Genomic DNA, 21,975 nt, shown 5'->3' on the forward strand with positions numbered 1-21,975 from the left:
GGCGCGGCGAAAGGCTTGTTGGGAAATCGGCAACGGGCCGGCGGCAAGGAAATGCCGCCGGCCCGCCTGCATCAATACTATGACAGACAGACCTGTCTAGCAATTACGGTCAACGATCATGCCGCAGCCTCGCCGCCGCGTCGCGCAGCGCCGTGCGCAGCCCTTCTTCCACCACCGGGTGGTAGAACGGCATGCCCAGCATCTGCTCGATGGTCAGGCCCTGCTGGTACGACCACGCCAGCAAGTGTGCGATGTTTTCCGCACGCGGCCCGATCCATTCCGCGCCCAGGAACCGACCGCTCGCCTTGTCCGCGTAGACGTGCATCAGCCCGCGGTTCTTCAGCATCACGCGGCTGCGGCCCTGGTCTTCGAAGCTGACTTCGCCGGTGACGAAGCTGCCCTCGGCCAGGTCGGCGTAGCGCTGCCCCACCATCGCGATCTGCGGGTCGGAGAACACCACCGCCAGGGGCGCGCGGCGCGCCAGCCGTTCCACCTGCGGATAGCTGGCGGCGTTCTCGCCGGCGGCCTTGCCCTCGTCCGCGGCTTCGTGCAGCAACGGCAGGATATTGTTGGCGTCGCCGGCAATAAACACCGGCGCGTTGCCGCACTGGAGCGTTTCCGGGTCGAACACCGGCACGCCACGCTGGTCCAGCGCCAGGCCGGTGTTCTCCAGGCCGAGGCCGCGCACGTTCGGCTCGCGGCCGGTGGCGGCCAGTGCGTAGTCGAAGCGCTCGGTCACGCTACGTCCTTCTCGGTCGGCATAGGTCACCACCACCTGCTCGCCGTCGCGGGCCATTTCGGTCACCCTGGCTTCCGGATCAAGGTAGAACTCATCGTTGAATGCCTTGGCGGCATAGGCGCGAATCACCGGATCGGTCAGCGGCCCGAGCGAACCGCTGACGCCGAACACGCGCACCCGCACGCCAAGGCGCGACAGCGCCTGCCCAAGCTCCAGACCGATCACGCCCGGCCCGAACACCACCACGCTGCCCGGCAGGTCTTCCCATGCGAACACATCGTCATTGACGATCAGGCGGTCGCCGAAAGCCTTGATCGGGGCCGGCAGCGCAGGCCTGGAGCCGGTGGCGATGACCACGCGGCCGGCGCGTACGGTCGTGTGGCCATCGACCTCCAGCGTGGTGTTGTCGATAAAGCGGGCGTAGCCGCGAATCCGGTCGGCTTCGGGAATATTCTCGACGCCGCGCACGACAAAGCCGACAAAGCGATCGCGCTCGCTGCGCACGCGGGCCATGACCTCGCGGCCATCGATGCGGACCTGGCCATCCACGTGCACACCGAACGGCGCCGTGTGGCGCAGTTCGTGCGCGGCCTCGGCGGCGGCGATCAGCAGCTTCGAAGGCATGCAGCCGACCCGGGCGCAGGTGGTGCCGTACGGGCCGCCTTCGATGATCACGGCGCGCTTGCCGGCGGCCACCGCTGCGCGGTAGGCGGCAAGGCCGGCGGTGCCTGCACCGATCACGGCGACATCGGTCTGGATGATAGTCATGGCGTAGGATTCCTTGGTGGTCATGGCGTGAATCAGGGGTCAATCAACGGGCTGGATGGCACCGCCTTGCCCTTTGCCAGCAATCAGCGGGCAAAACGGTGCCATCGGGTCCGGCGACTGCCGGTCCGCGCATGCGGAAGCGAAAGGATTTGAGTGGCTTGTTTGGCCACTTACCTCGCGAGGTACTGCTGCAGCGCCTCGGCGCCGCCGACCAGCTTGCCGTTGATGAAGACCTGCGGCGCGGTCATCTCGCCCGACACGGCGCCCAGCACCTTGCCGCGCACCTTGTTGTCCAGCGGCACGTCGATGTAGTCGAAACCGTTGTCGTCCAGCAGTTGCTTGGCCTTGGCGCAGAACGAGCAGCCCACCTTCGAGAACACCACCACCTGGTCAGGCTTGCGCGCGCCCGGGGCGATGTGGTTCAGCATGGTGTCGGCGTCGGAAACCTTGAACGGGTCGCCCGGCTCTTCCGGCTCGATGAACATCTTCTCGACCATGCCGTCGCGCACCAGCATCGAATAGCGCCAGCTGCGCTTGCCGAAGCCCAGGTCGGCCTTGTCCACCAGCATGCCCATGCCTTCGGTGAATTCACCGTTGCCGTCGGGGATCATGGTGATGTTTTCGGACTCCTGGTCCTTGGCCCACTCATTCATCACGAAGGTATCGTTGACCGACACGCACAGGATGTCGTCGACGCCGTGTTTGGCGAACACCGGCGCCAGCTCGTTGTAGCGTGGCAGGTGGGTGGACGAACACGTGGGCGTGAAGGCGCCCGGCAGCGAGAACACGACCACGGTCTTGCCGCCGAACAGCTCGCCGGTGGTGATGGTCTTCCACTCGTTGTCTTCACGGACGCGGAACGAAACGTTGGGAATGCGTTGGCCTTCACGGGATTGCAGCATCGGAATCACTCCTTGATCTGGATTCATTCGGTTGTTTCGGCTGCGTGTTGCAGCGAAGGCCCCATTTTGTCGATCGCGATGTGATTTGTACAATTCATCGTTTCAAATAAGACGATTGTATTTAGCTATGACGCTGACATAGGGGTCTTCTATTGGGGCCTGGGACACACCCCGCGCGGGGCATTCCGCGCCATATTTGTTCGGCAAACCCCGGCAAGTGCCCTATCATGCGGCATCCAACCTTACTTCCTGCTTCGCAATGACCCGATCTTGCCGCCCGCACCACCGGCTGACGCCACGCCGGTGGGCTGCCCTGCTTGCGCTATCGCTGCTGATCGCGCACCCGGGACAGGCGCAAACCCTGAAGAAGCCGGCGCTCGACGCGCTGGTAAGCAGCACCCGCGCCGCCGCGCCGGCCGACCTTCAGGCCTTTATGGCAGCCGCCGCCAGGGCCGAGCCGGCGGTCGCCCCGGCCGTGGCCGCGTGGCAGGCCAAGGCGCCGCTGGCTGGCGACAACCTGGTCAATATCGGACGCCTGCTGGGCGTCTACAACCGCGTCCGCAACGAGGCTGCGGTGATCGACACCATCGGCAAGATGGTGGCGCTGCGCACCGTGCGCGATGAAAAGATCGCCCAGCACGACAACCCCGCCATTGTGGAGTTCGGCAAGCTGGTGGAAGGCATGGCGCGCGACTTCGGGCTGGCCTACCGCAACGTGGACAACCGCGTGTTCGAAGTCACGCTGCCTGGCGGCGGCAAGGACACCTTCGGCATCCTGACGCACGCCGACGTGGTGCCGGCTGTAGCCGAGGAATGGGTGCTGGACGACGGCACCCGCCTCGATCCGTTCCGGCTCACGCGGATTGGCGACACGCTCTACGGGCGAGGCACCATCGACGACAAGGGCTCGATCGCCGCCGTGCTGTATGCGATGAAGACCGTCAAGGAAAGCGGCGTGCCGCTGGAGCGCACCATCCGCCTGATGATCGAGACCACCGAGGAGACCGGCGGCGACGGCATGAAGTATTACCGCCAGCACACCACGCTGCCGGAATACAACATCGTGCTCGACAGCAAGTACCCTGCCGTGGTCGCGGAGAAAGGCGCCGGCACCCTGACGGTCTCGTTCGGCATCAAGTCGGCCGACGGCAAGGCCGAACGCGGCAAGGCTGACAGCAAGGGCCCGGCCATCGTGGCCATGCGCGGTGCCGCCTCGGCCAATGCCATTCCCGAGACCGCCACCGCGCGCATTGCCGGCGGCGATGCCGCCGCCGTGGCCGCGGCACTCGAACAGGCGAAGGCGGACTTCGTGCGTCGCAACGCGCCGCGCGGCAAGTTCTCGATCGATGTGAAGCGCGAGGGCAATGAAGTCGAGGTCAAGGTCACCGGCGCCTCTGCGCACGGCTCGCGCCCGGAAGAAGGCGTCAACCCGCTGCCGCGGCTGGCGCTGTTCCTGCAGGCCAGCGGCGTGCGCTTTGCCGACAACCACTACCTGAGGGCGGTGCGCTACCTGAACGACCTGTACGGGCTGGACTACCTCGGCAACAAGATGGAGGTCGCCTATCGCGACGCCTTCATGGGGCCGCTGACGATGTCGCCCACGCTGGTGCGCGAGCGCGGCGAATACGTCGACGTGGTCACCAACGTGCGCATGCCGCGCGGGCGCACGCCCGATGAGCTGGGCGCCCGCATCACCAAGCGCATCTTCGGCTGGGCCGCGACGCACGGGCCGGTGGAGATCAAGTACGACCAGGGCAACTGGATGGCGCGCGACCCCAAGGGCGCGTGGCTGTCCACGCTGCTCAATATTTTCGGCGACACAACCGGACTGGAAGCCAAGCCGGTCGCGACCGCGGGCAGCACCACCGCCAAGCTGATGCCCAATGCGATCAACTTCGGGCCGGCGATGCCGGGCAAGAAGTACACCGCGCACAACGCGCGCGAGCACAAGGAAGTGGCCGATCTGAACCTCGACATGCAGATGTTCACGGAAATGCTGGTGCGGATCGGCAACCTGGACAAGATGCAGTAAGCGAGCGCAAAGCGGCTGCTTTTCTCCCTTCCCTCGGAGACCCCGGAACTAGGGAAGGAGGCGCTCCGTTACAACCCCAGCTCGCTCAACCCCGGATGCGCGTCCGGGCGCCGCCCCAGCGGCCAGTGGAACTTGCGGTCCGCCTCCCGGATCGGCGCATCGTTGATGCAGGCGAAGCGGCGCCGCATCAGTCCCGACTCATCGAATTCCCAGTTCTCGTTGCCATACGACCGGTACCAGTTGCCGGAATCGTCGTGCCATTCATAGGCAAAGCGCACCGCGATGCGGTTGCCGTCGTGCGCCCACAGCTCCTTGATCAGGCGGTAATCCAGTTCCTTCTGCCACTTGCGCTGCAAGAAGGCGACGATATCGGCGCGGCCGTTCACAAACTCGGCACGGTTGCGCCAGGCACTGTCAACGGTATATGCCAGCGCCACGCGCTCCGGGTTGCGGCTGTTCCAGCCGTCTTCGGCGGCGCGGACCTTGGCGACGGCGGAATCGTTGGTGAACGGCGGCAGTGGCGGGCGGATTTCGGGTTGTGCGGACATCGGGTTTCTCCTGCAAGACGAAGGGTGGTTGGTTTGGCGGCCTGTCGTCCACGAGCGTCGACAACGCCTCGAGAATGATACAGACCTGTCTCATTATTTGTAGACAGATCTGTCTTGTCAAGGCAATTTCTCGTGCAGAATTCCAAAGCAAGACCCGGAGTGCCGCGGCCGCTTGCCAGGCCTAAAGTGGGCACCATGCAAGCAAACACCGGAGAACGGCAGTGACGATCAAGCAGGCACAGCGCCCCCAGGCACGCGCGATGACGGTAGGCGGACCGCGCCGCCCCGTGCCGGCACCTCAGAAAATCGGGCGCCAGCCGCCACCACAAGCGGCCATTGGCGCGCGCGTCGATGGCATTGACTGGGCCACGCTGGAGAGCGAGCTGGATGCTTATGGCTGCGCCGCCATCCGCGGCCTGCTGGCCGAAGCGGAATGCCGGGCGCTCGCCGCGCGCTACGAGCAGGACGGGCTGTACCGTTCGCGCATCGTGATGGCGCGGCACGGCTTTGGCCAGGGCGAGTACAAGTATTTCGCCTATCCCTTGCCCGACCTCGTCGGCGCCTTGCGCACGGCCCTGTACCCGCGCCTCGTACCCGTTGCCAACCGCTGGAACGCCGCGATGGGCATCGACACGCGGTTTCCGGCCGCTCATGCGGACTACCTGGCGCGTTGCCACCAGGCCGGCCAGTCGCGTCCCACGCCGCTGCTGCTGCGCTACGGCCCCGGCGACTACAACTGCCTGCACCAGGACCTGTACGGCGAACATGTGTTTCCGCTGCAGGTGGCGGTGCTGCTGTCCGAGCCCGGACGCGATTTCACCGGCGGCGAGTTCGTAATGACCGAGCAGCGCCCGCGCATGCAGTCGCGTGCCGAAGTGGTGTCGCTGCGCCAGGGCGATGCAGTGGTGTTCGCCGTCAGCCAGCGGCCCGTGCAGGGCAGCCGGGGCAGCTACCGGGTCAACCTGCGCCATGGCGTCAGCCGGCTGCATTCGGGCCAGCGCTACACGCTCGGCATCATCTTTCACGACGCCAGCTGAGGAACGACATGCCTGCATCCATGCCAAGGCCGCGCCGCCATGCTGGCCGCGCCGGAAATGCCGACAACGCCGCCATCATCGAGAATGACCCGCGCTGGGCGCGCGTGCTGGCGCGCGATCCCGCCGCCGACGGCAGCTTCGTCTACGCGGTCAGGACCACCGGCGTCTATTGCCTGCCCAGCAGCCTGTCGCGGCTGCCGCATCCGGCCAATGTCGAGTTCTTCGACAACGCCTCGGCTGCCGAAGCCGCAGGCTACCGGCCAAGCCGCCGCGCCGCGCCGCCCGCGCTGGCCGCGCAGCACGCCGCCATGGTGGCCGACGCATGCCGCCGCATCGAGGCCGCCGACACCTTGCCCGCGCTGCCCGAGCTGGCGCGCGCCGCCGGCGTCAGCCCCTACCACTTCCACCGGCTGTTCAAGGCCGCGACCGGCCTGACACCGCGCGCCTACGCGGCCGCGCACCGCGCCAGCAAGCTGCGCACGCAACTGGGCAGCAGCGACTCGGTAACGGAGGCCATCTACGATGCCGGCTTCGGCTCCAACAGCCGCTTCTACGAGACCGCGGACGCGGTGCTCGGCATGACACCGTCGCGCTACCGCGCCGGCGGCGCCGGCACTGATATCCGCTTCGCCATCGGCCAGTCCGCGCTGGGGGCGATCCTGGTCGCGCAGAGCGACCGCGGCGTCTGTGCCATCCTGCTGGGCGACGATCCGCACGCGCTGCTGCAGGATCTGCAGGACCAGTTCCCGCGCGCCAACCTGATCGGCGGCGACGCCCGGTTCGAGCAACTGGTGGCGCAGGTAGTGGGCTTTGTCGAGGCGCCATCGACCGGTCTGGCGCTGCCGCTGGACGTGCGCGGCACCGCCTTCCAGCAGCGCGTGTGGCAGGCGCTGCAAGAGATCCCGCCGGGCAGCACCGCCAGCTATGCGGAGATCGCGGCCCGCATCGGCGCGCCGCGGGCGGTACGCGCGGTGGCGCAGGCCTGCGCGGCCAACCACCTGGCGGTGGCGATTCCGTGCCATCGCGTGGTGCGCAGCGACGGCGGGCTGTCGGGCTACCGCTGGGGCGTGGCGCGCAAGCGTGATTTGCTCGAGCGCGAAGCGAAAGGCTGAGGCCGGCGCTATCGGGCCGCCTCCAGCCGGACCTTCGCCAGGTAGTCGTGGATCTGCGCCACTACCGCGGCGCCCTCGCCTACCGCGGCCGCGACGCGCTTGGTCGAGCCCGAACGCACATCGCCGATGGCGAAGACACCCGGCACGCTGGTCTGCAGCGGATAGGGCACCGCCGCCGCGCAGCCAAGTTCGCCGCCTCCGGTGCGCACAAAGCCCTTGTCGTCGACCTCGACATGACAGGTGCGCAGCCAGTGCGCGTTGGGGTCCGCGCCGATGAACAGGAACAGGTGGCGCACGTCCATTTCCACCGGCGTAGGGCTTTCGCCCGGCGCGTCGTAGCGCACCCGCGACAGCCAGCCGTTGCCCGACAGCGCGGTGATCTGCGCATGGGTATGCAGCGTGACATTAGGCATCGAACCGATGCGGTCGATCAGATAGCGCGACATGGTCGCGGCCAGCCCGGGTCCGCGCACCAGCATATGCACATGCGCGGCATTCGACGCCAGGTAGACCGCCGCCTGCCCGGCCGAGTTGCCACCGCCGACCAGCATCGCGGGCTCGTTGCGGCACAGCTTGGCCTCCACCGGCGAGGCCCAGTAGTACACGCCGCGCCCTTCGAAGCGCTCCAGCGACTCGATGCCGGGGCGGCGGTATTGCGCGCCGGTGGCGATCACCACGGTATGGGTCGGGATCATGCGTCCGTCTACAAGCTCCAGCCGGATCGGGTCGGTGCCGCAATGCAGGGCCTTCACTTCGAGCGGAATGGCGATGTGCGCGCCGAACTTCAGCGCCTGCACGAAGGCGCGGCCGGCCAGCGCCTGCCCGGAAATGCCGGTAGGAAAGCCCAAATAGTTCTCGATCCGCGCGCTGGCGCCAGCCTGGCCGCCGGGCGAGCGGCAGTCGATCACCGCGACCGACAGCCCTTCAGACGCCGCATACACTGCCGTCGCCAGGCCTGCGGGTCCCGCGCCCACCACGATCACGTCATAGACATGATCAGGGTCGAACTCCGGCAACAACCCCAGGTACGACGCCAGCTGGCCCTCGTCCGGCGCGCGCAGCACGCGGCCGTCGGGGCAAATCACCAGCGGGAAGTCGCTCGCGGGCGCGTGGGCATACTCGAGCAGCAGCGAGCAGTCGCCATCCACGTCCATGTCGATCACGGTATGCGGGTAGCCGTTGCGCCGCAGGAATGCCTGCAGCGCCAGCAGCAGCGGCTCGGTGCCGTGGCCGACCAGCACCGGGCCGCTGCCAAACTCGATCAGGCCGACGCGGCGCAGGATCAGCGCGCGCATGATGCGCTCGCCCAGCTCGGCCTCGGCCACCAGCAGCGCGCGGAGGCGCTCGGGTGTGATCGCGTAGCCGTCGGTGTCGCTCACGGCGACGCCGTCGACCAGTGCCGGCCGGCCGCTGAGCGTGCCCACCTCGGCCAGGAAGTGGCCCGGTCCCTGTTCGGTGATCGTGTGCTCGCGGCCCAGCCCGTCGCGGCGCACGATGCGCACGCAGCCGCTGGTGACGAGGTACATGCCGCGCCCGGCCTGGCCGATCGAGAACAGTTTCTCGCCGGCGCGCCAGCGCTGCGGCGTGCCGAAGCGCTGCACCCGTGCCATGTCTTCGGCGCCAAGCTGCGGGAACATCTGATGCCAGCGCGACTCCAGCGTGGAGTACGGCGCTTCCAGGCCGCCGCCGTCAGGCGTTGCGCCCGCGCTGCCGACATCGCCATTGGTGGCACCCGTTGCCATTGCTTCCGCCTGCGGAATCGCCATGTTGCCCCCTCTGGTCGGTGCGCGCGCGGCCGGCGGCGGCGCGGCCTATCGATAGTAGACGGAGCGGCGCAGAATGCGAGGGACGAACCGGTCGCAAACAGCGGCGCCGGGGGCACTGGCATGGCATAGTTGCGCCTGGCGCTACCTTGCGCTTGAATGGCAGCGCGCTGCCAGGCGGCAGGCGCCTCCCGAGTCCAACCCAGAGTCTTGATGCAACCCGATTCCGTTTCCGACGCCAGCCAGCCTGGCGAACGCCCCGCCCGCCCCGCGCCGCGGCCCCTGTCCGCCGTGGAAGGCCGCGTGCTCGGCGTGCTGGTCGAAAAACAGCACACTGTCCCTGACACCTATCCGCTGTCGCTCAACACCCTGGCCTCCGGCTGCAACCAGAAGACCGCCCGTGCTCCGGTCATGAATGTGACCGAACCCGAGATCCTCGAGGCCATCGACGGGCTCAAGCACCTGAGCCTGGTCTTCGAGGGCAGCAGCAGCCGCGTGCCGCGCTTCGAGCACAACATGCAGCGCGGGCTCGGTGTGCCAAGCCAGTCGGTCGCGCTGCTGGCGATGCTGCTGCTGCGCGGGCCGCAGACTGCGGCGGAACTGCGCCTGAACACGGCGCGCCTGCACGCGTTTGCCGATATTTCGTCGGTGGAGGGGTTCCTGGAAGAACTGGCGGAGCGCGAACCTCCCTTCGTGGTGCGGCTGGCGCGCGCGCCAGGCGCTCGCGAACACCGGTGGATGCACCTGCTGAGTGGCGACGAGGGACTGGAAGCCGCGCAGGAGACGCCATACAGCGGCGGCCAGGGCAGTGCCGAAGCGGCTGCGGGCACTGTCGCCGAACTTGCACAACTGCGCGCGGAACACCAGGCGCTGTCGGAAAAGGTCGCCGGTCTGCAGGCGCTGGTCGAGCATATGGCGAGCCAGCTTGGGATTGCTCCCGACGAATTCCTGGAGTAATGCATCGGGGTCCTTGCTCTGGCCGCCCGGCAAGCTCTGCCGCGGCCGCGGGTACAGCCCAAGGGGTTTCTCCCGTTGCCAGCCTGGTTTGAAGCTGGTAAAAATTACTGGCGGTTAATTGCATTATTTGAGCGCGACACAAAGCGCACGATGTGCCCCGACCGGCGCTCCGGGAGCACCATCCTGCCTGGCAGGCCCGGCGTCGCCTATGCTTTGCTAGGGCCGGGACAAGCGAGCCGACATGCAAGGAGAGACGGCGCGGACGCGCCGGGCCATCACGACAGCCATGGACAAGACAGCCTTCGTATTTGCCGGCGGCGGCAGCCTCGGCGCCATCCAGGTCGGCATGCTGCGCGAGCTGGTGGCATGGGGCGTGACGCCCGACATCGTCATTGGCGCCTCGGCGGGCGCGATCAACGGGGCCTATTTCGCCTGCAATCCCGGCATTGCCGGCGCTGGCCGCCTGGACCAGCTGTGGCGCGGCATCCGCCGCGCCGACATCATGCCGTGGGGCTGGCGCAGCGTACTCGGCATGGTCGGGCGCAGCCGCGGACACCTGGTCGAGTCGTCGGGCCTGCGCGCGCTGCTGGCGCGGCATTTCGGGCCGCGCCGGCTCGAGGGGGCTGACCTGCCCCTCCACGTGGTCGCGACCGACATGAACAGCGGCGACGAGGTGCTGCTCTCGCACGGCAATATCGTCGATGCGGTGCTGGCCAGCGCCGCCATTCCCGGCGTGTTCCCGCCGGTGCAGTTCGAGGGCCGCACGCTGATCGACGGCGGCGTAGCCAACAATACCCCGGTTTCCACCGCGGTCGCCCTCGGCGCCACCCGCGTGATCGTGCTGCCTGCGGGCTTCACTTGCGCCGAGCGCCGGGCGCCGCGCGGTGCGCTGGAGCACGCCTTCAATGCGCTGTCGCTGCTGGTGGCACGCCAGTTGGTGCACGACCTGCAGCACTTTGCCGACCGGGCACATATCAGCGTGGTGCCGCCACTGTGCCCGCTCGATATTTCGCCCTACGACTACACGCGCTGCGGCGAACTGATCGACCGCGCCGCCGCCACCACCGCCCAGTGGCTGCAGGGCAAGGGGCTGGAGAGCCGCCATGTCCCGGGCGCGCTGCACGTGCACTCGCACGACGATGCGACGCCCAGCTGCAGCACCGATTTCCCTGCCGCCGCCCCACACTGACAGCCCGACCTGCGGGCAGGCTCCGGCACGTTGCTACAATGGCCGGCATGCCGTCCCAGACCGAGCGCAGTGCGAGCACCCGCCAGGCCCTGATCGAAGCCGCCGCAGCCTTGCTGATCGAGCAAGGCTATGCGGCTTTCTCGGAAGCACGCGTCAGCGAAATCGCCGGAACCAGCCGAGGCTCGTTGCGCCACCATTTCCCCGATGGCCGCTACGACCTGCTGCCCGCCATGCTGGCCTGGCTGCTGGAGCGCGAGTCCGCCAGGCTGGCGGCACTCGGTCCGCTCACCCCCACGCTGCGGCTGCACCTGATGCTGCATATCCTGGCGAACCGCCCGCAGCGCCACAGCTCGCTGGCGATTCTGGAAGTCTGGATGGCGGCGCGCGGCGACGAACGCCTGGCGCGCGCGGTCCGCGCCCCGCTGGGGACCGTGCCGGCGCTGCTGTTCGGCCAGCCTGCCGATGCACCGCCGCAGCCGGAATGGCTGGCGCTGCGATGCTTCCTGCACGGTGCCACGCTGCAGAGCTTTGCGCCCGACTATGACAGCCATGTGCTGGCCGATGCCGTGCGCTGGCTTCTGGCTCAGATCCCCGCACCGGCCGGACTCGACGCGCTGCTGGCGCGGATGAACCTGGTCCAGCGATAAACGGCGGGGCTTCAGGGCAGCCGCGCCAGCAGCCGGTCGCGCCATGTGGGCGGCAGCGCCAGCCGCCCTTGCCCGTTCCCGGCCGGGGACCCGTAAACCAGCGCCTGACCGTCCCAGCTCATGTGGACCGGACCGACGCTGGTGATGGTGCGATGAGCGAGCAAATGCTGGCGTCCCGCCTCACGCCCTTCGCCATACACGCGCAGCAGCAGCCGGTCATGACGCAGGTAGCAGTACTCCGCTGCATAGCGCGCCGCCGCATCGACCGCCGGCAGGTGCCGGCAGTTGTGGGCACCGGCGCGCTCCCATGCGCCATGCCCGTAGACGATCGCCGTCCAGATGGCGCCGAGTGCGGCCAGCCGGCCAATGGCAACGCGCACCAGGCGCTGCGCTCGTTCGCGGCGCCCTTCGCGCGTGGCCAGCACCTGCAAGATGGCGCGGCCGGAAAAGAACGACAGCAGCAGCAGCGCGATCGCAGCAAGGTGGAAATAGAAGGCCGATTCCGGCAATGCCGCCAATGCATGGTTCATGACCCGTTCCCGGAAAGTACCGACGCCAAGCCTGGAAAAATCTGGCCGGAATGGCCGTGCCCAAATCCACCCATGCCCGTGCCGAATTAATCGGCAGCATTCATTCCCGGACATTCAGGATAACCAGCCACCGTTAATCCAGCATAATCAAGCGGCACGCTTGCGCCAATCCGGTAAATCACCGTGCCTGATAATCGCGCCAATTGGCCAGGCGTTATGTCTTCGCCGCCATTGCCGTCAATAATTCAATCAGCCGCGCGCAGGTCGGCTCGAAGACCGCACGCAGTGCCGCCACCGTACAGGCATCGCCGCTGCGGGCGGCGTCCTCCATGCGTTGTGCGAGCGCGCGCAAGGCGTTGCAGCCGACGTAGTGCGCAGACGATTTCATCCGGTGCGCGATGCTGCCGCACGTTTCCAGGTCGGTGCCGGCGGCGCGCAACTGCGCCAGGTCGGCTTGCGCCGACATTACCAGCGCCTGCAGCAATTCGGCGGCGAAGCGCGCGTCGCCAAGGGTCTGGGCGGCAATGGCAGCGGGGATTGCAGCCGCCTCGTGTGTTGGCAGCGCAACGTAATGGCGCTCGGCCAGCATGGCAAGCATCGCCGCCTCGGTTGTCGGCGCCGGCAATGGGGCCACGAAGGCACCATGGTCCGAGTGTTTGCCCGGCGCAACCGCCACCGCACACAGCGCACCGGCGGCATGCCAGCTTTCCAGCAGCGTTGGCGGCACGGGCGTGCCCGGCCCGGCAATGACCAGTCCGACCTTGCCGGCCGATGCCGGCGCGAACGCCGAACCCGGCGCGGCCACGTGCGGTGCAAACCCCAGCCGCTGCAGCAGAGCCGCCAGGCTGGCAGCCCATGGTCCGTCGTGCAGGGCTGCAAGCAGCAGCGCGCCGGTCATGGCAGCACCTCCCCGGGCAATGTGAAGGAAACCAGGTCTGCCATGCTAGCCGATCGCAATATGGTGGCGCCGCGCAAAATCGATGACATCCACAATCGAGCGCGCCCCGAGTTTTTCCATGATCCGTGTCTTGTGGGTGCTGACGGTCTTATTGGAAATAAACAGGACTTCACCGATCTCCTTGTTGCTCATGCCTTTGGCCAGCATTTGCATGATAATCAGCTCCTTGTCCGACAGGCTGGCCAGGCGCAATGCCTCGTCGCCGAACTCGGATTTGCCGCGTTCGAGTTCGGGCATCACCGTGTAGCCGGCCAGCACCGATTCGGCGCAGCGCACGATTTCCGACAGCTCCTGGGTCTTGCTCACGTAGCCATGCGCGCCCGCCTGCCGCGCCCGCGGGGCAAAGGTATCCTGGTCCTGGCCGGAAATCACCAGGATGCGCACGCCCGGGTGCGCGGCCTTGAGGCGGGGGATCACGTCAAGGCCATTTATCTTCGGTATATCCAGGTCGAGGATCACCACGTCGGGCGCATACTGCCGCACGATTTCAACGGCAGCCTGGCCATTGTCCGCTTCCAGTACATGGGTGACGCCCAGAACCTGGGACAAGTGGGTCTTGAGGACGACTCGCACGGGCGGATGATCGTCGACGATCAGGATAGTGGCCACTGCATTCACTCCATAGCAAACTTTTTTGTGCCCGCGTGAAGGGGCACGCAGTCAGGCGTTGCTGCATTGTGCTCAGCATTTGCTCACAAATACACCTGAAGTTTCCGAGGCGTGCCACGAATCTTCCCATCTTCGTGAACAGGCAAGTAGCTGTCCCACTTGTCCCATGCAGGCACGTGTTTCGGCCGCGAGCAATGCAGCATTAATGGAGCGCGCATGCATCGTGATCGGCAACGCGAATCATAGCGCCGCGGTCGCCCTCGCAAATGTGCGGAGGGCTCGCCCGGCATGCATTCCGTCGGCGAGCGCTGGTCAAACTTGCGCTGCAAGCCCGCCAATTGCAGCGCATTAGGCACTGTCGCCATTCGATTCGGAAATTTCCACACGCATTTTCGGAGGTGTCTGAATCAGGTAGTGCAGCTTGGCTCATAGAGTAAATGCCAGCCGCATTTTCCTGGTCCGCCTTGCCCCGCCTGACTTGCCTTTCCTGTTTGCCGGTCCGCTCGAAATCCGCCCGCACGGCATCCTTCGCCCCATCGCACCACCGCCACGCAAATGCCGTGTTGCATCATTGGGCCGCGATGCTCCTGTTCGCCTTTCCGACCGGCGCCGTGGGGCAGACCATGGCGCCCCTGCGCGCCGCACCGCTCGCCCATGAACAGCTGTACGGCTGGGCCGCGATGCTGTTGTGCGGCCTCAGCGCATGCCTGCTGGCATGGATTGCCGTGCTCCACCGCGAAGTTCGCCGGCGCCGCGCCGCCGAAAGTGCGCTGAAGGACCACGTAGCGATCCAGTCGGCGCTGCTTGACGGCATCCCGCAGCCGGTCTACCTGCGCGATGCCTCGCTGCGGCTCATCACCTGCAACCGCAGCTATGAGGAACTGGTCGGCGCCACGCGCGATCTGCTGCACGGCCAGCCGCTCGATGCGCCGGGCCGTGCGCATCCCATCGTCACCGACATGGCCGAGCTGGCGCGCGACTATCGCAACGTCCTGGACGAGGGCAAGCCGCTGCGCAAGGACCGTTGCCTGACGCTCCGGGGGCGCAGCCATCATGTGCTCAACTGGATTACCCCGCTGCGCGGCGCCGACGGCAAGGTCAAGGGCCTCGCGGGCGGCTGCGTCGATCTGACCGAACGCCACGACATGCTGGCCGAACTGGCGCACGCCAAGGCCGAGGCAGAAGCCGCCAACCGCGCCAAATCCACCTTCCTGGCTTCGGTCAGCCATGAGATCCGCACGCCGATGAACGCCATCACCGGCATGCTGGAGCTGACCCTGGCGCAATGCCAGTTGCCTGACCACGAACGCCTGCAACTGGTGACAGCGCATCAGGCGGCGCTTGGATTGCTGGCACTGATCGACGACATCCTGGACCTGTCAAAGATGGAGGCCGGCAAGTTCAGTATCCACCCGGCGCCGGCATCGCTGCCGGCGCTTGTCAACGACACTCTGCTGATCTTTGGTCCCGTGGCCGAGCAGAAGGGACTGACGCTGACCAGCGAAACCGGCGCCGGCGTCGCGCCGCTGCACCAGGTCGACGGCCTGCGCTTCCGGCAGATCCTGGGCAACCTGGTGTCCAACGCCGTGCGCTTTACCGACCGCGGAACGATTCATATCCAACTGGAAGCCGAGCCGGCCGGGGACGGCAAGCAAGACGTGACGCTGACCGTTGCCGATACTGGCATCGGCATACAACCGACGGCGCAGGCGCGGCTGTTCGAGCCGTTCGCTCAGGTACATGGCCAGTCGCGCGCGCACGCAGGCGGCACCGGGCTCGGCCTGGCGATCTGCAAGCGGCTGGCCAGCGCGATGGGCGGACAGATTGCACTGGCCAGCCAGCCGGGCCAGGGCACGCGCGTGACGGTGTCGCTACCGCTGGCGCTGGCCGACGCCATCGCTGCCGCGCCGGCGCGGCCAGTGCCAATACCAGGGTGCGCGCGCTGCCGTGCCCACATCCTGGTGATCGACGACCATGCGCCCAACCGCCTGCTGCTGCAGCGCCAGCTGGAGTATCTGGGCCACCATGTCGTGACCGCGAAAGACGGCCGTGACGGGCTGGCCAGGCTGGATAGCGCCGTGTTCGATGTCGTCGTCTGCGACTGCGCGATGCCGGTGATGGACGGCCTGGCGTTCGCACGCGCGGTGCGGGCCCGCAATGACGCGGTCCGCGATGTACCAATCGTCGGCTGCACCGCCAGCGCCGTGGCGGAAGATCACGCCGCTGCGCTGGCCGCCGGCATGAATGCGGTGATCGTCAAGCCGGTGGGTCTGCAGGCCCTGGACGAAGCGGTGGCACGCGCCTGCAGCGGTGGCCACCCGCCGCCGCGGCCGGCGATGACGGTCCCTGCGGGGCCATCCGACCCGCCTGCCAGGGAGCCATATACCAACAAGCCCGGCTCATGTCCCGCCTGGTGCGCCGTTTGCCGCGCGTTGAACGTGGCGTGCGACCGGATCGACACCGTTTCGGAGTAACGGGAACCCCGGCGCGCGGTTTCAGGCTTCCACCGGCACCGCGCTGGTGCATTTGATCTCGTCCAGGCAGACACTGGACTTGACCGCGCTGACGCCCGGGATGCGCATCAGCGTATCGAGCAGGAAGTCAGACAACGCCTTCAGGTCCTTGGCAACCACCTTCAGCACGTAGTCGATATCGCCGGTCACGGAAAAGCACTCCTGGATCTGTGCCAGCTCCGCCACCAGCCGCTTGAAGTTGGACAGCTCGCGGATATGTCCGCGCTCCATCGTCACGTGGATGAAGGCAACCACGCCCAGCCCGAGCGCGGCGGCATCCAGCCGCGCTTCGTAGCGCTTGACCAATCCGGCCTCTTCCAGGCGGCGGTGGCGTCGCAGCGTTTGTGCCGGAGACAGCGCAATTGCTTCGGCCAGTTCCAGGTTCGAGGCGCGCGCGCGCTCCTGCAATACCGCCAGCAGGCGGCGATCGGTACGGTCCAGCTCGATCGTTTGCACTTTCGTTTCCTCATTTCATGGATTCAAGCAATCTGATTTCATAAGCTAGGGTTTCCCTGCGTGGCTAACGAAATCCAATTTTGCTGGGCAGAATATACACTGCATCCCAAGCCAGCGACATAAAGCCAGCACCGCAACCGGGTTGGACAGCAATGACTGGCGGCGGCAACTCCCGATCCGGGCAACGCCGCTGCTGCAATAATATTTCCCGACTGACCGGTTCTGAACGCCCCCATGACCACGAACCTGCCTTCCCCGCCTGGCACGCCAGGTGCCAGCACCGATGGCGCGGAGCGCTGAACCGGAATTCCGAACTTCAGTGCGCGCCCGGCCTGCCCGACGGCACTCTGCCGGCGCCGCACCGATCCAATCAATTGACTTCCCTTAGTTTCCCCTTAGTGAGAAAGCCATGGCCGACCTGTTTGACAACCCGATGCAACTGATGGGCTTCGAATTCGTGGAATTCGCTTCGCCCACCCCGAATGTGCTCGAGCCGCTGTTCGAGCAGATGGGCTTCACGCTGGTGGCGAAGCACCGCTCCAAGGACGTTGTGCTGTACCGTCAGGGCGAGGTGAACTTCATCGTCAACCGCGAGCCGCACAGCCACGCCGCCTACTTTGCCGCCGAGCACGGCCCCAGCGCCTGCGGCATGGCGTTCCGCGTCAAGGATTCGCACATGGCCTACGCACGGGCGCTGGAACTGGGTGCGCAACCGGTGGAAATCCCGACCGGCCCGATGGAACTGCGCCTGCCGGCGATCAAGGGCATCGGCGGCGCGCCGCTGTACCTGATCGACCGCTTCGAGGAAGGCAAGTCGATCTATGACATCGACTTCGAGTTCATCGAGGGCGTCGACCGCCACCCGGTCGGCCATGGCCTCAAGCTGATCGACCACCTGACGCACAACGTCTATCGTGGCCGCATGGCTTATTGGGCCAATTTCTACGAAAAGCTATTCAACTTCCGCGAAATCCGCTACTTCGACATCCAGGGCGAGTACACCGGCCTGACTTCCAAGGCCATGACCGCGCCGGATGGTAAAATCCGCATTCCGCTGAACGAGGAATCGTCCAAGGGCGCCGGCCAGATCGAAGAGTTCCTGATGGCCTTCAATGGCGAGGGCATCCAGCACATCGCCTTCCTGACCGACAACCTGATCGAAGTCATCGACAACCTGCAGCTCGCAGGCGTGCCGCTGATGACCGCGCCGAACGACTACTACTATGAAGCGCTGGACACGCGCCTGCCCGGCCATGGCCAGCCCGTCGAGCAACTGAAGTCGCGCGGCATCCTGCTGGACGGCACCACGGAAGGCGGCAAGCCCCGCCTGCTGCTGCAGATCTTCTCCAAGACCGCACTGGGTCCGGTGTTCTTCGAGTTCATCCAGCGCCGCGGCGACGAAGGCTTCGGCGAAGGCAACTTCAAGGCGCTGTTCGAGTCGCTGGAACGCGACCAGATCGAGCGCGGCACGCTCAAGGTCGAGGCCTGACCGGCATCGGCCGTCCCTGACCGGCCGCCTGTAACAGGCACCAGCCGGTTCCGGCAAGCGAACCTCCCACGCGGCAGCCACCCTGCCGCGCGGGCGGTGGCGTCCCCCGGCCCAAGCGTCCGACTCCAAACAGCCAGAGGCGCGGGCCCACATTCCATGAGAATGGGTAGAGGAAACAACTGAATGCATGCAAGCAGCAATGACGGCACGCTCAAGCGTGGCCTGAAGAACCGGCATATCCAACTGATCGCGCTGGGCGGCGCCATCGGCACCGGCCTTTTCCTGGGCATCGCCCAGACCATCAAGATGGCGGGGCCATCGGTCCTGCTGGGCTACGCGATCGCCGGCATCGTGGCGTTCTTCATCATGCGCCAGCTCGGCGAGATGGTGGTGGACGAGCCCGTCGCCGGCTCCTTCAGCTACTTCGCCGACAAGTACTGCGGCCACTTCGCCGGCTTTCTATCCGGCTGGAACTACTGGGTGCTGTACATCCTGGTGAGCATGGCCGAACTGTCGGCCGTCGGCATCTACGTGCAGTACTGGTGGCCGGAAATCCCGACCTGGGTTTCGGCGCTGGTGTTCTTCCTGGTGATCAACGCGATCAACCTGTCGAGCGTGAAGTCCTTCGGCGAGATGGAATTCTGGTTCTCGATCATCAAGGTCGCGGCCATCATCGGCATGATCGGCTTCGGCGGCTACCTGCTGATGTCCGGCAATGCCGGCCCGCAGGCCAGCGTGGCCAACCTGTGGCAGCACGGCGGCTTCTTCCCCAACGGCATGGGCGGCCTGGTGATGGCCATGGCGGTGATCATGTTCTCGTTCGGCGGGCTGGAGCTGGTGGGCATTACCGCGGCGGAAGCGGATTCGCCCGAGAAGACCATTCCCAAGGCCACCAACCAGGTGATCTACCGCATCCTGATCTTCTATGTGGGCGCGCTGGCGGTGCTGCTGTCGCTGTACCCGTGGGAGAACGTGGTCACCGGCGGCAGCCCGTTCGTGCTGATCTTCCATGCGCTGAACAGCAACTGGGTTGCCAACGTGCTGAACGTGGTGGTGCTGACCGCGGCGCTGTCGGTCTACAACAGCGGCGTGTACTGCAACAGCCGCATGCTGTACGGCCTGGCCCAGCAAGGCAATGCGCCCAAGGCGCTGCTGAAGGTCAACAAGCGCGGCATCCCGCTGACGGCGCTGGGCTTCTCGGCGCTGGCCACCGCGGCCTGCGTGGTGATCAACTACTTCATGCCGGGCAAGGCCTTCGAGCTGCTGATGGGCCTGGTGGTGTCGGCCCTGATCATCAACTGGGCCATGATCAGCCTGATCCACCTGAAGTTCCGCGCCGACAAGCGCCGCGCCGGCCAAAGCACGAAGTTCCAGAGCTGGGGCTACCCGCTGACCAACTACCTGTGCCTGGTGTTCCTGGCCGGCATCCTGGTGGTGATGTACCTGACTGAAGGCCTGCGCCTCTCGGTCTACCTGATCCCGGTGTGGCTGGTGGTGCTTGGCGTCAGCTACCTGGTGCGCCAGAAGAAAGCAGCCGCCCCGCTGCAGGACGGCGTCGCCGCCCAGCAGCTGCGCTGACCGGCCAGTGCGGCGCCTGCAGCCTGCGGGCGCCGTCCGGTTAGAATCCTTGCTGCGCGGTGCCCGGCGCCTGCCTGTGCCACGCAGCAGCCCCCTCCGACCTGATTCCATCGCATCCCATGTTCGCACACATCGAAGCCTTCCCCGGCGACCCGATCCTCTCGCTCAACGAGGACTTCCAGAAAGATCCCCGCACCGACAAGGTCAACCTGAGCATCGGCATCTATTTTGACGACGACGGCCGCCTGCCGGTGATGCAGGCCGTCGCCAGGGCCGAGGCCGCGCTGCTGGCGGACATGGGCCCGCGTCCCTACCTGCCGATGTCGGGCCTGGTGGGCTACCGCAGCGCGGTACAGGCGCTGGTGTTCGGCGAAGACTCGCCGGCGCGCGCCGCCGGCCGCCTTGCCACGCTGCAGACGCTGGGCGGCTCCGGCGCGCTGCGCGTGGGCGCGGACTTCCTGAAGCGCTACTACCCGCAGTCGCAGGTGTGGATCAGCGACCCGAGCTGGGAAAACCACCGCGTGGTGTTCGAACGCGCGGGCTTCACCGTCAACACCTACCCGTACTACGACGACGCCACCGGCGGCCTGAAGTTCGACGCGATGATGGACGCGCTGCGCGCTATCCCCGCGCAAAGCATCGTGCTGCTGCACGCCTGCTGCCACAACCCGACCGGCGTGGACCTGAACCAGGACCAGTGGCGCCAGCTGATCGCGCTGATCAAGGCCAACAAGCTGCTGCCCTTCGTCGACATGGCCTACCAGGGCTTCGGCGCCGGCCTGGATGACGATGCCTTTGCGATCCGCGAACTGGTCGCGCAGGACGTGCCTTGCCTGGTGGCGAACTCGTTCTCGAAGAACTTCTCGCTGTATGGCGAGCGCTGCGGCGGCCTGAGCGTGCTCTGCAACACCGCCGGGGAAGCGGCCAACGTGCTGGGCCAGCTGACCGGCGCAGTGCGCGCCAACTACAGCAACCCGCCGACGCACGGCGCGCGCGTGGTGGCCAAGGTGCTGACCACGCCCGAGTTGCGCCAGCTGTGGGAAGAAGAACTGGCCCAGATGTGCGGCCGCATCGCGCGCATGCGTGAAGCGATCCACCACAACCTGCGCGACCATGTCAGCGGCGAGGCGCTGTCGCGCTACCTGACGCAGCGCGGCATGTTCACCTACACCGGACTGAGCGCCGACCAGGCCGAGCGCCTGCGCGAGCAGCATGGTGTTTACCTGCTGCGCTCGGGCCGCATGTGCGTGGCCGGCCTGAACGAGCGCAACGTGGGGATCGTGGCGAAGGCCATCGGCAGCGTGCTGAAGGGCTAAGGCGTTCCGGCCCCGCTGACAATGCCAAGGGCGGCGCCATCGTGCGCCGCCTTTCTTTTTGCTCGCCGACTGCCGCGAGCGTAATTTCTACAAGCCTCCGTGGAGTTCTGACGCACGCGGCGGCACCGCTTCCGTCCCGCTGCCGATACTGGCCTGCCCCGCCGCCGGGCACCGAATTTGCTGTCCTTCTTGCTGCACTGTCAGGCGTGGCACCATCCCCATGGTGCCGCCCCGTCCACAAAAGGCCAGCACAATGTCCGAACACAAGGACCCCTCCCCGCACGCTGCCTCCGCGCCTGCAGGCAGCGCCGCGCGACCCGTCACGCTCAGGATCAACGGCCAATTCCACACCCTGCAACTCGAGCCGCGCACTACGTTGCTCGACGCGCTGCGCGAAGTGATGCACCTGACCGGCACCAAGAAAGGCTGTGACCGGGGCCAGTGCGGCGCCTGCACGGTCCTCAGCGACGGGCGGCGCATCCAGTCCTGCCTGACGCTGGCCGTGATGCAAGAGGGACGTGAACTTACCACCATCGAAGGCCTGTCCGACGGCGACGCGCTGCACCCGGTGCAGGCGGCCTTTGTCGCGCATGACGCACTGCAGTGCGGCTTCTGCACGCCTGGACAGATCTGCTCCGCCGTCGGCATGCAGGCCGAGGCGCGCGCCGGCGAGGCCAGCGCGGCGCAACCGCTGGCGGCGCCCCCGCTGCCGCTTGGCGACGAAGAGATCCGCGAGCGCATGAGCGGCAACCTGTGCCGCTGCGGCGCCTATCCCAAGATCGTCGCCGCGATCCGCGAGGCCGGCGGCAAGCAAGGCACGCGCTAGGCGGCG

At 66.8% G+C, this 21,975-nt stretch carries 19 protein-coding genes; 11 read left to right on the forward strand and 8 right to left on the reverse strand.

Features of this window, described 5'->3' with window-relative positions:
- Positions 1-109: 109 nt before the first annotated feature.
- On the reverse strand, positions 110-1,507 hold the full coding sequence (locus J8I34_RS26645) for a dihydrolipoyl dehydrogenase (protein WP_209807373.1): 1,398 nt from the start codon (positions 1,505-1,507) through the stop codon (positions 110-112).
- A gap of 170 nt (positions 1,508-1,677) precedes the next feature.
- Positions 1,678-2,409: a glutathione peroxidase gene (locus tag J8I34_RS26650; protein ID WP_209776307.1), complete on the reverse strand. Its 732-nt coding sequence runs from the start codon at positions 2,407-2,409 to the stop codon at positions 1,678-1,680.
- 259 nt (positions 2,410-2,668) lie between these two features.
- On the opposite strand from J8I34_RS26650, the gene J8I34_RS26655 reads away from it, so the two are divergent.
- A complete protein-coding gene (locus J8I34_RS26655) occupies positions 2,669-4,441 on the forward strand; it encodes a dipeptidase (protein WP_051320633.1) in 1,773 nt (590 codons plus the stop codon).
- A 68-nt stretch (positions 4,442-4,509) separates the two neighbouring features.
- On the opposite strand, the gene J8I34_RS26660 is transcribed toward J8I34_RS26655, so the two are convergent.
- Positions 4,510-4,989, reverse strand: a complete 480-nt coding sequence (locus J8I34_RS26660) for a nuclear transport factor 2 family protein (RefSeq protein WP_209807374.1) — start codon at positions 4,987-4,989, stop codon at positions 4,510-4,512.
- Positions 4,990-5,249: 260 nt separating this feature from the next.
- Between J8I34_RS26660 and J8I34_RS26665 the strand changes: the two genes are divergently transcribed.
- Positions 5,250-6,026, forward strand: coding sequence for a 2OG-Fe(II) oxygenase (locus J8I34_RS26665; RefSeq protein WP_209807389.1), 777 nt, complete (start codon positions 5,250-5,252; stop codon positions 6,024-6,026).
- Between the two features lie 20 nt (positions 6,027-6,046).
- Positions 6,047-7,138 carry a bifunctional DNA-binding transcriptional regulator/O6-methylguanine-DNA methyltransferase Ada gene (gene ada, locus J8I34_RS26670; protein ID WP_051320632.1) on the forward strand — a complete coding sequence of 364 codons (1,092 nt, stop codon included), beginning with the start codon at positions 6,047-6,049 and terminating at the stop codon, positions 7,136-7,138.
- An 8-nt stretch (positions 7,139-7,146) separates the two neighbouring features.
- Here the strand turns inward: ada and J8I34_RS26675 are convergent, their stop codons facing one another.
- Entirely contained in the window at positions 7,147-8,904 is a 1,758-nt protein-coding gene (locus J8I34_RS26675; protein WP_209807375.1) for an FAD-dependent oxidoreductase, read from the reverse strand.
- 210 nt (positions 8,905-9,114) lie between these two features.
- On the opposite strand from J8I34_RS26675, the gene J8I34_RS26680 reads away from it, so the two are divergent.
- From J8I34_RS26680 to J8I34_RS26690, 3 genes are all read left to right on the forward strand, one after another.
- Positions 9,115-9,858 (forward strand): YceH family protein, encoded by a 744-nt coding sequence (locus J8I34_RS26680; protein ID WP_209807376.1) that lies wholly within the window; start codon positions 9,115-9,117, stop codon positions 9,856-9,858.
- 286 nt (positions 9,859-10,144) lie between these two features.
- Positions 10,145-11,047: a patatin-like phospholipase family protein gene (locus J8I34_RS26685; RefSeq protein ID WP_209776300.1), complete on the forward strand. Its 903-nt coding sequence runs from the start codon at positions 10,145-10,147 to the stop codon at positions 11,045-11,047.
- 47 nt (positions 11,048-11,094) lie between these two features.
- Positions 11,095-11,694: a TetR/AcrR family transcriptional regulator gene (locus tag J8I34_RS26690; protein ID WP_209807377.1), complete on the forward strand. Its 600-nt coding sequence runs from the start codon at positions 11,095-11,097 to the stop codon at positions 11,692-11,694.
- Positions 11,695-11,705: 11 nt separating this feature from the next.
- Here J8I34_RS26690 and J8I34_RS26695 read toward each other — a convergent pair whose 3' ends face one another.
- From J8I34_RS26695 to J8I34_RS26705, 3 genes are all read right to left on the reverse strand, one after another.
- Positions 11,706-12,224 carry a hypothetical protein gene (locus J8I34_RS26695; RefSeq protein ID WP_209807378.1) on the reverse strand — a complete coding sequence of 173 codons (519 nt, stop codon included), beginning with the start codon at positions 12,222-12,224 and terminating at the stop codon, positions 11,706-11,708.
- Positions 12,225-12,438: 214 nt separating this feature from the next.
- Positions 12,439-13,122, reverse strand: coding sequence for an Hpt domain-containing protein (locus J8I34_RS26700; RefSeq protein ID WP_029049327.1), 684 nt, complete (start codon positions 13,120-13,122; stop codon positions 12,439-12,441).
- Positions 13,123-13,167: 45 nt separating this feature from the next.
- Complete coding sequence (locus J8I34_RS26705; protein WP_029049692.1) at positions 13,168-13,791, reverse strand: response regulator transcription factor; 624 nt, start codon at positions 13,789-13,791, stop codon at positions 13,168-13,170.
- A 560-nt stretch (positions 13,792-14,351) separates the two neighbouring features.
- Here J8I34_RS26705 and J8I34_RS26710 point away from each other — a divergent pair.
- Positions 14,352-16,265, forward strand: coding sequence for a PAS domain-containing sensor histidine kinase (locus tag J8I34_RS26710; protein ID WP_371748144.1), 1,914 nt, complete (start codon positions 14,352-14,354; stop codon positions 16,263-16,265).
- A 21-nt stretch (positions 16,266-16,286) separates the two neighbouring features.
- On the opposite strand, the gene J8I34_RS26715 is transcribed toward J8I34_RS26710, so the two are convergent.
- A complete protein-coding gene (locus J8I34_RS26715) occupies positions 16,287-16,760 on the reverse strand; it encodes an Lrp/AsnC family transcriptional regulator (protein WP_063240375.1) in 474 nt (157 codons plus the stop codon).
- Positions 16,761-17,169: 409 nt separating this feature from the next.
- Between J8I34_RS26715 and hppD the strand changes: the two genes are divergently transcribed.
- The 4 genes from hppD to J8I34_RS26735 all read left to right on the forward strand — a co-directional run bounded on the left by hppD (position 17,170) and on the right by J8I34_RS26735 (position 21,969).
- Positions 17,170-18,249, forward strand: a complete 1,080-nt coding sequence (gene hppD, locus J8I34_RS26720) for a 4-hydroxyphenylpyruvate dioxygenase (RefSeq protein WP_209807379.1) — start codon at positions 17,170-17,172, stop codon at positions 18,247-18,249.
- Between the two features lie 183 nt (positions 18,250-18,432).
- On the forward strand, positions 18,433-19,827 hold the full coding sequence (locus tag J8I34_RS26725) for an amino acid permease (protein ID WP_209807380.1): 1,395 nt from the start codon (positions 18,433-18,435) through the stop codon (positions 19,825-19,827).
- A gap of 119 nt (positions 19,828-19,946) precedes the next feature.
- Positions 19,947-21,143 carry an amino acid aminotransferase gene (locus J8I34_RS26730; RefSeq protein WP_209807381.1) on the forward strand — a complete coding sequence of 399 codons (1,197 nt, stop codon included), beginning with the start codon at positions 19,947-19,949 and terminating at the stop codon, positions 21,141-21,143.
- Between the two features lie 253 nt (positions 21,144-21,396).
- Positions 21,397-21,969, forward strand: a complete 573-nt coding sequence (locus tag J8I34_RS26735; RefSeq protein ID WP_209807382.1) for a (2Fe-2S)-binding protein — start codon at positions 21,397-21,399, stop codon at positions 21,967-21,969.
- Positions 21,970-21,975 lie beyond the last annotated feature (6 nt).

Origin of the sequence: Cupriavidus phytohabitans (assembly GCF_017815025.1) — a bacterium.
Classification (GTDB): domain Bacteria; phylum Pseudomonadota; class Gammaproteobacteria; order Burkholderiales; family Burkholderiaceae; genus Cupriavidus.

Coding starts and splice junctions, on each gene's coding strand:
- J8I34_RS26645 (WP_209807373.1), bottom strand. CDS start 1,507: ATGACTATCATCCAGACCGATGTCGCCGTGATCGGTGCAGGCACCGCC.
- J8I34_RS26650 (WP_209776307.1), bottom strand. CDS start 2,409: ATGCTGCAATCCCGTGAAGGCCAACGCATTCCCAACGTTTCGTTCCGC.
- J8I34_RS26655 (WP_051320633.1), top strand. CDS start 2,669: ATGACCCGATCTTGCCGCCCGCACCACCGGCTGACGCCACGCCGGTGG.
- J8I34_RS26660 (WP_209807374.1), bottom strand. CDS start 4,989: ATGTCCGCACAACCCGAAATCCGCCCGCCACTGCCGCCGTTCACCAAC.
- J8I34_RS26665 (WP_209807389.1), top strand. CDS start 5,250: ATGACGGTAGGCGGACCGCGCCGCCCCGTGCCGGCACCTCAGAAAATC.
- ada (WP_051320632.1), top strand. CDS start 6,047: ATGCCAAGGCCGCGCCGCCATGCTGGCCGCGCCGGAAATGCCGACAAC.
- J8I34_RS26675 (WP_209807375.1), bottom strand. CDS start 8,904: ATGGCGATTCCGCAGGCGGAAGCAATGGCAACGGGTGCCACCAATGGC.
- J8I34_RS26680 (WP_209807376.1), top strand. CDS start 9,115: ATGCAACCCGATTCCGTTTCCGACGCCAGCCAGCCTGGCGAACGCCCC.
- J8I34_RS26685 (WP_209776300.1), top strand. CDS start 10,145: ATGGACAAGACAGCCTTCGTATTTGCCGGCGGCGGCAGCCTCGGCGCC.
- J8I34_RS26690 (WP_209807377.1), top strand. CDS start 11,095: ATGCCGTCCCAGACCGAGCGCAGTGCGAGCACCCGCCAGGCCCTGATC.
- J8I34_RS26695 (WP_209807378.1), bottom strand. CDS start 12,224: ATGAACCATGCATTGGCGGCATTGCCGGAATCGGCCTTCTATTTCCAC.
- J8I34_RS26700 (WP_029049327.1), bottom strand. CDS start 13,122: ATGACCGGCGCGCTGCTGCTTGCAGCCCTGCACGACGGACCATGGGCT.
- hppD (WP_209807379.1), top strand. CDS start 17,170: ATGGCCGACCTGTTTGACAACCCGATGCAACTGATGGGCTTCGAATTC.
- J8I34_RS26725 (WP_209807380.1), top strand. CDS start 18,433: ATGCATGCAAGCAGCAATGACGGCACGCTCAAGCGTGGCCTGAAGAAC.
- J8I34_RS26730 (WP_209807381.1), top strand. CDS start 19,947: ATGTTCGCACACATCGAAGCCTTCCCCGGCGACCCGATCCTCTCGCTC.
- J8I34_RS26735 (WP_209807382.1), top strand. CDS start 21,397: ATGTCCGAACACAAGGACCCCTCCCCGCACGCTGCCTCCGCGCCTGCA.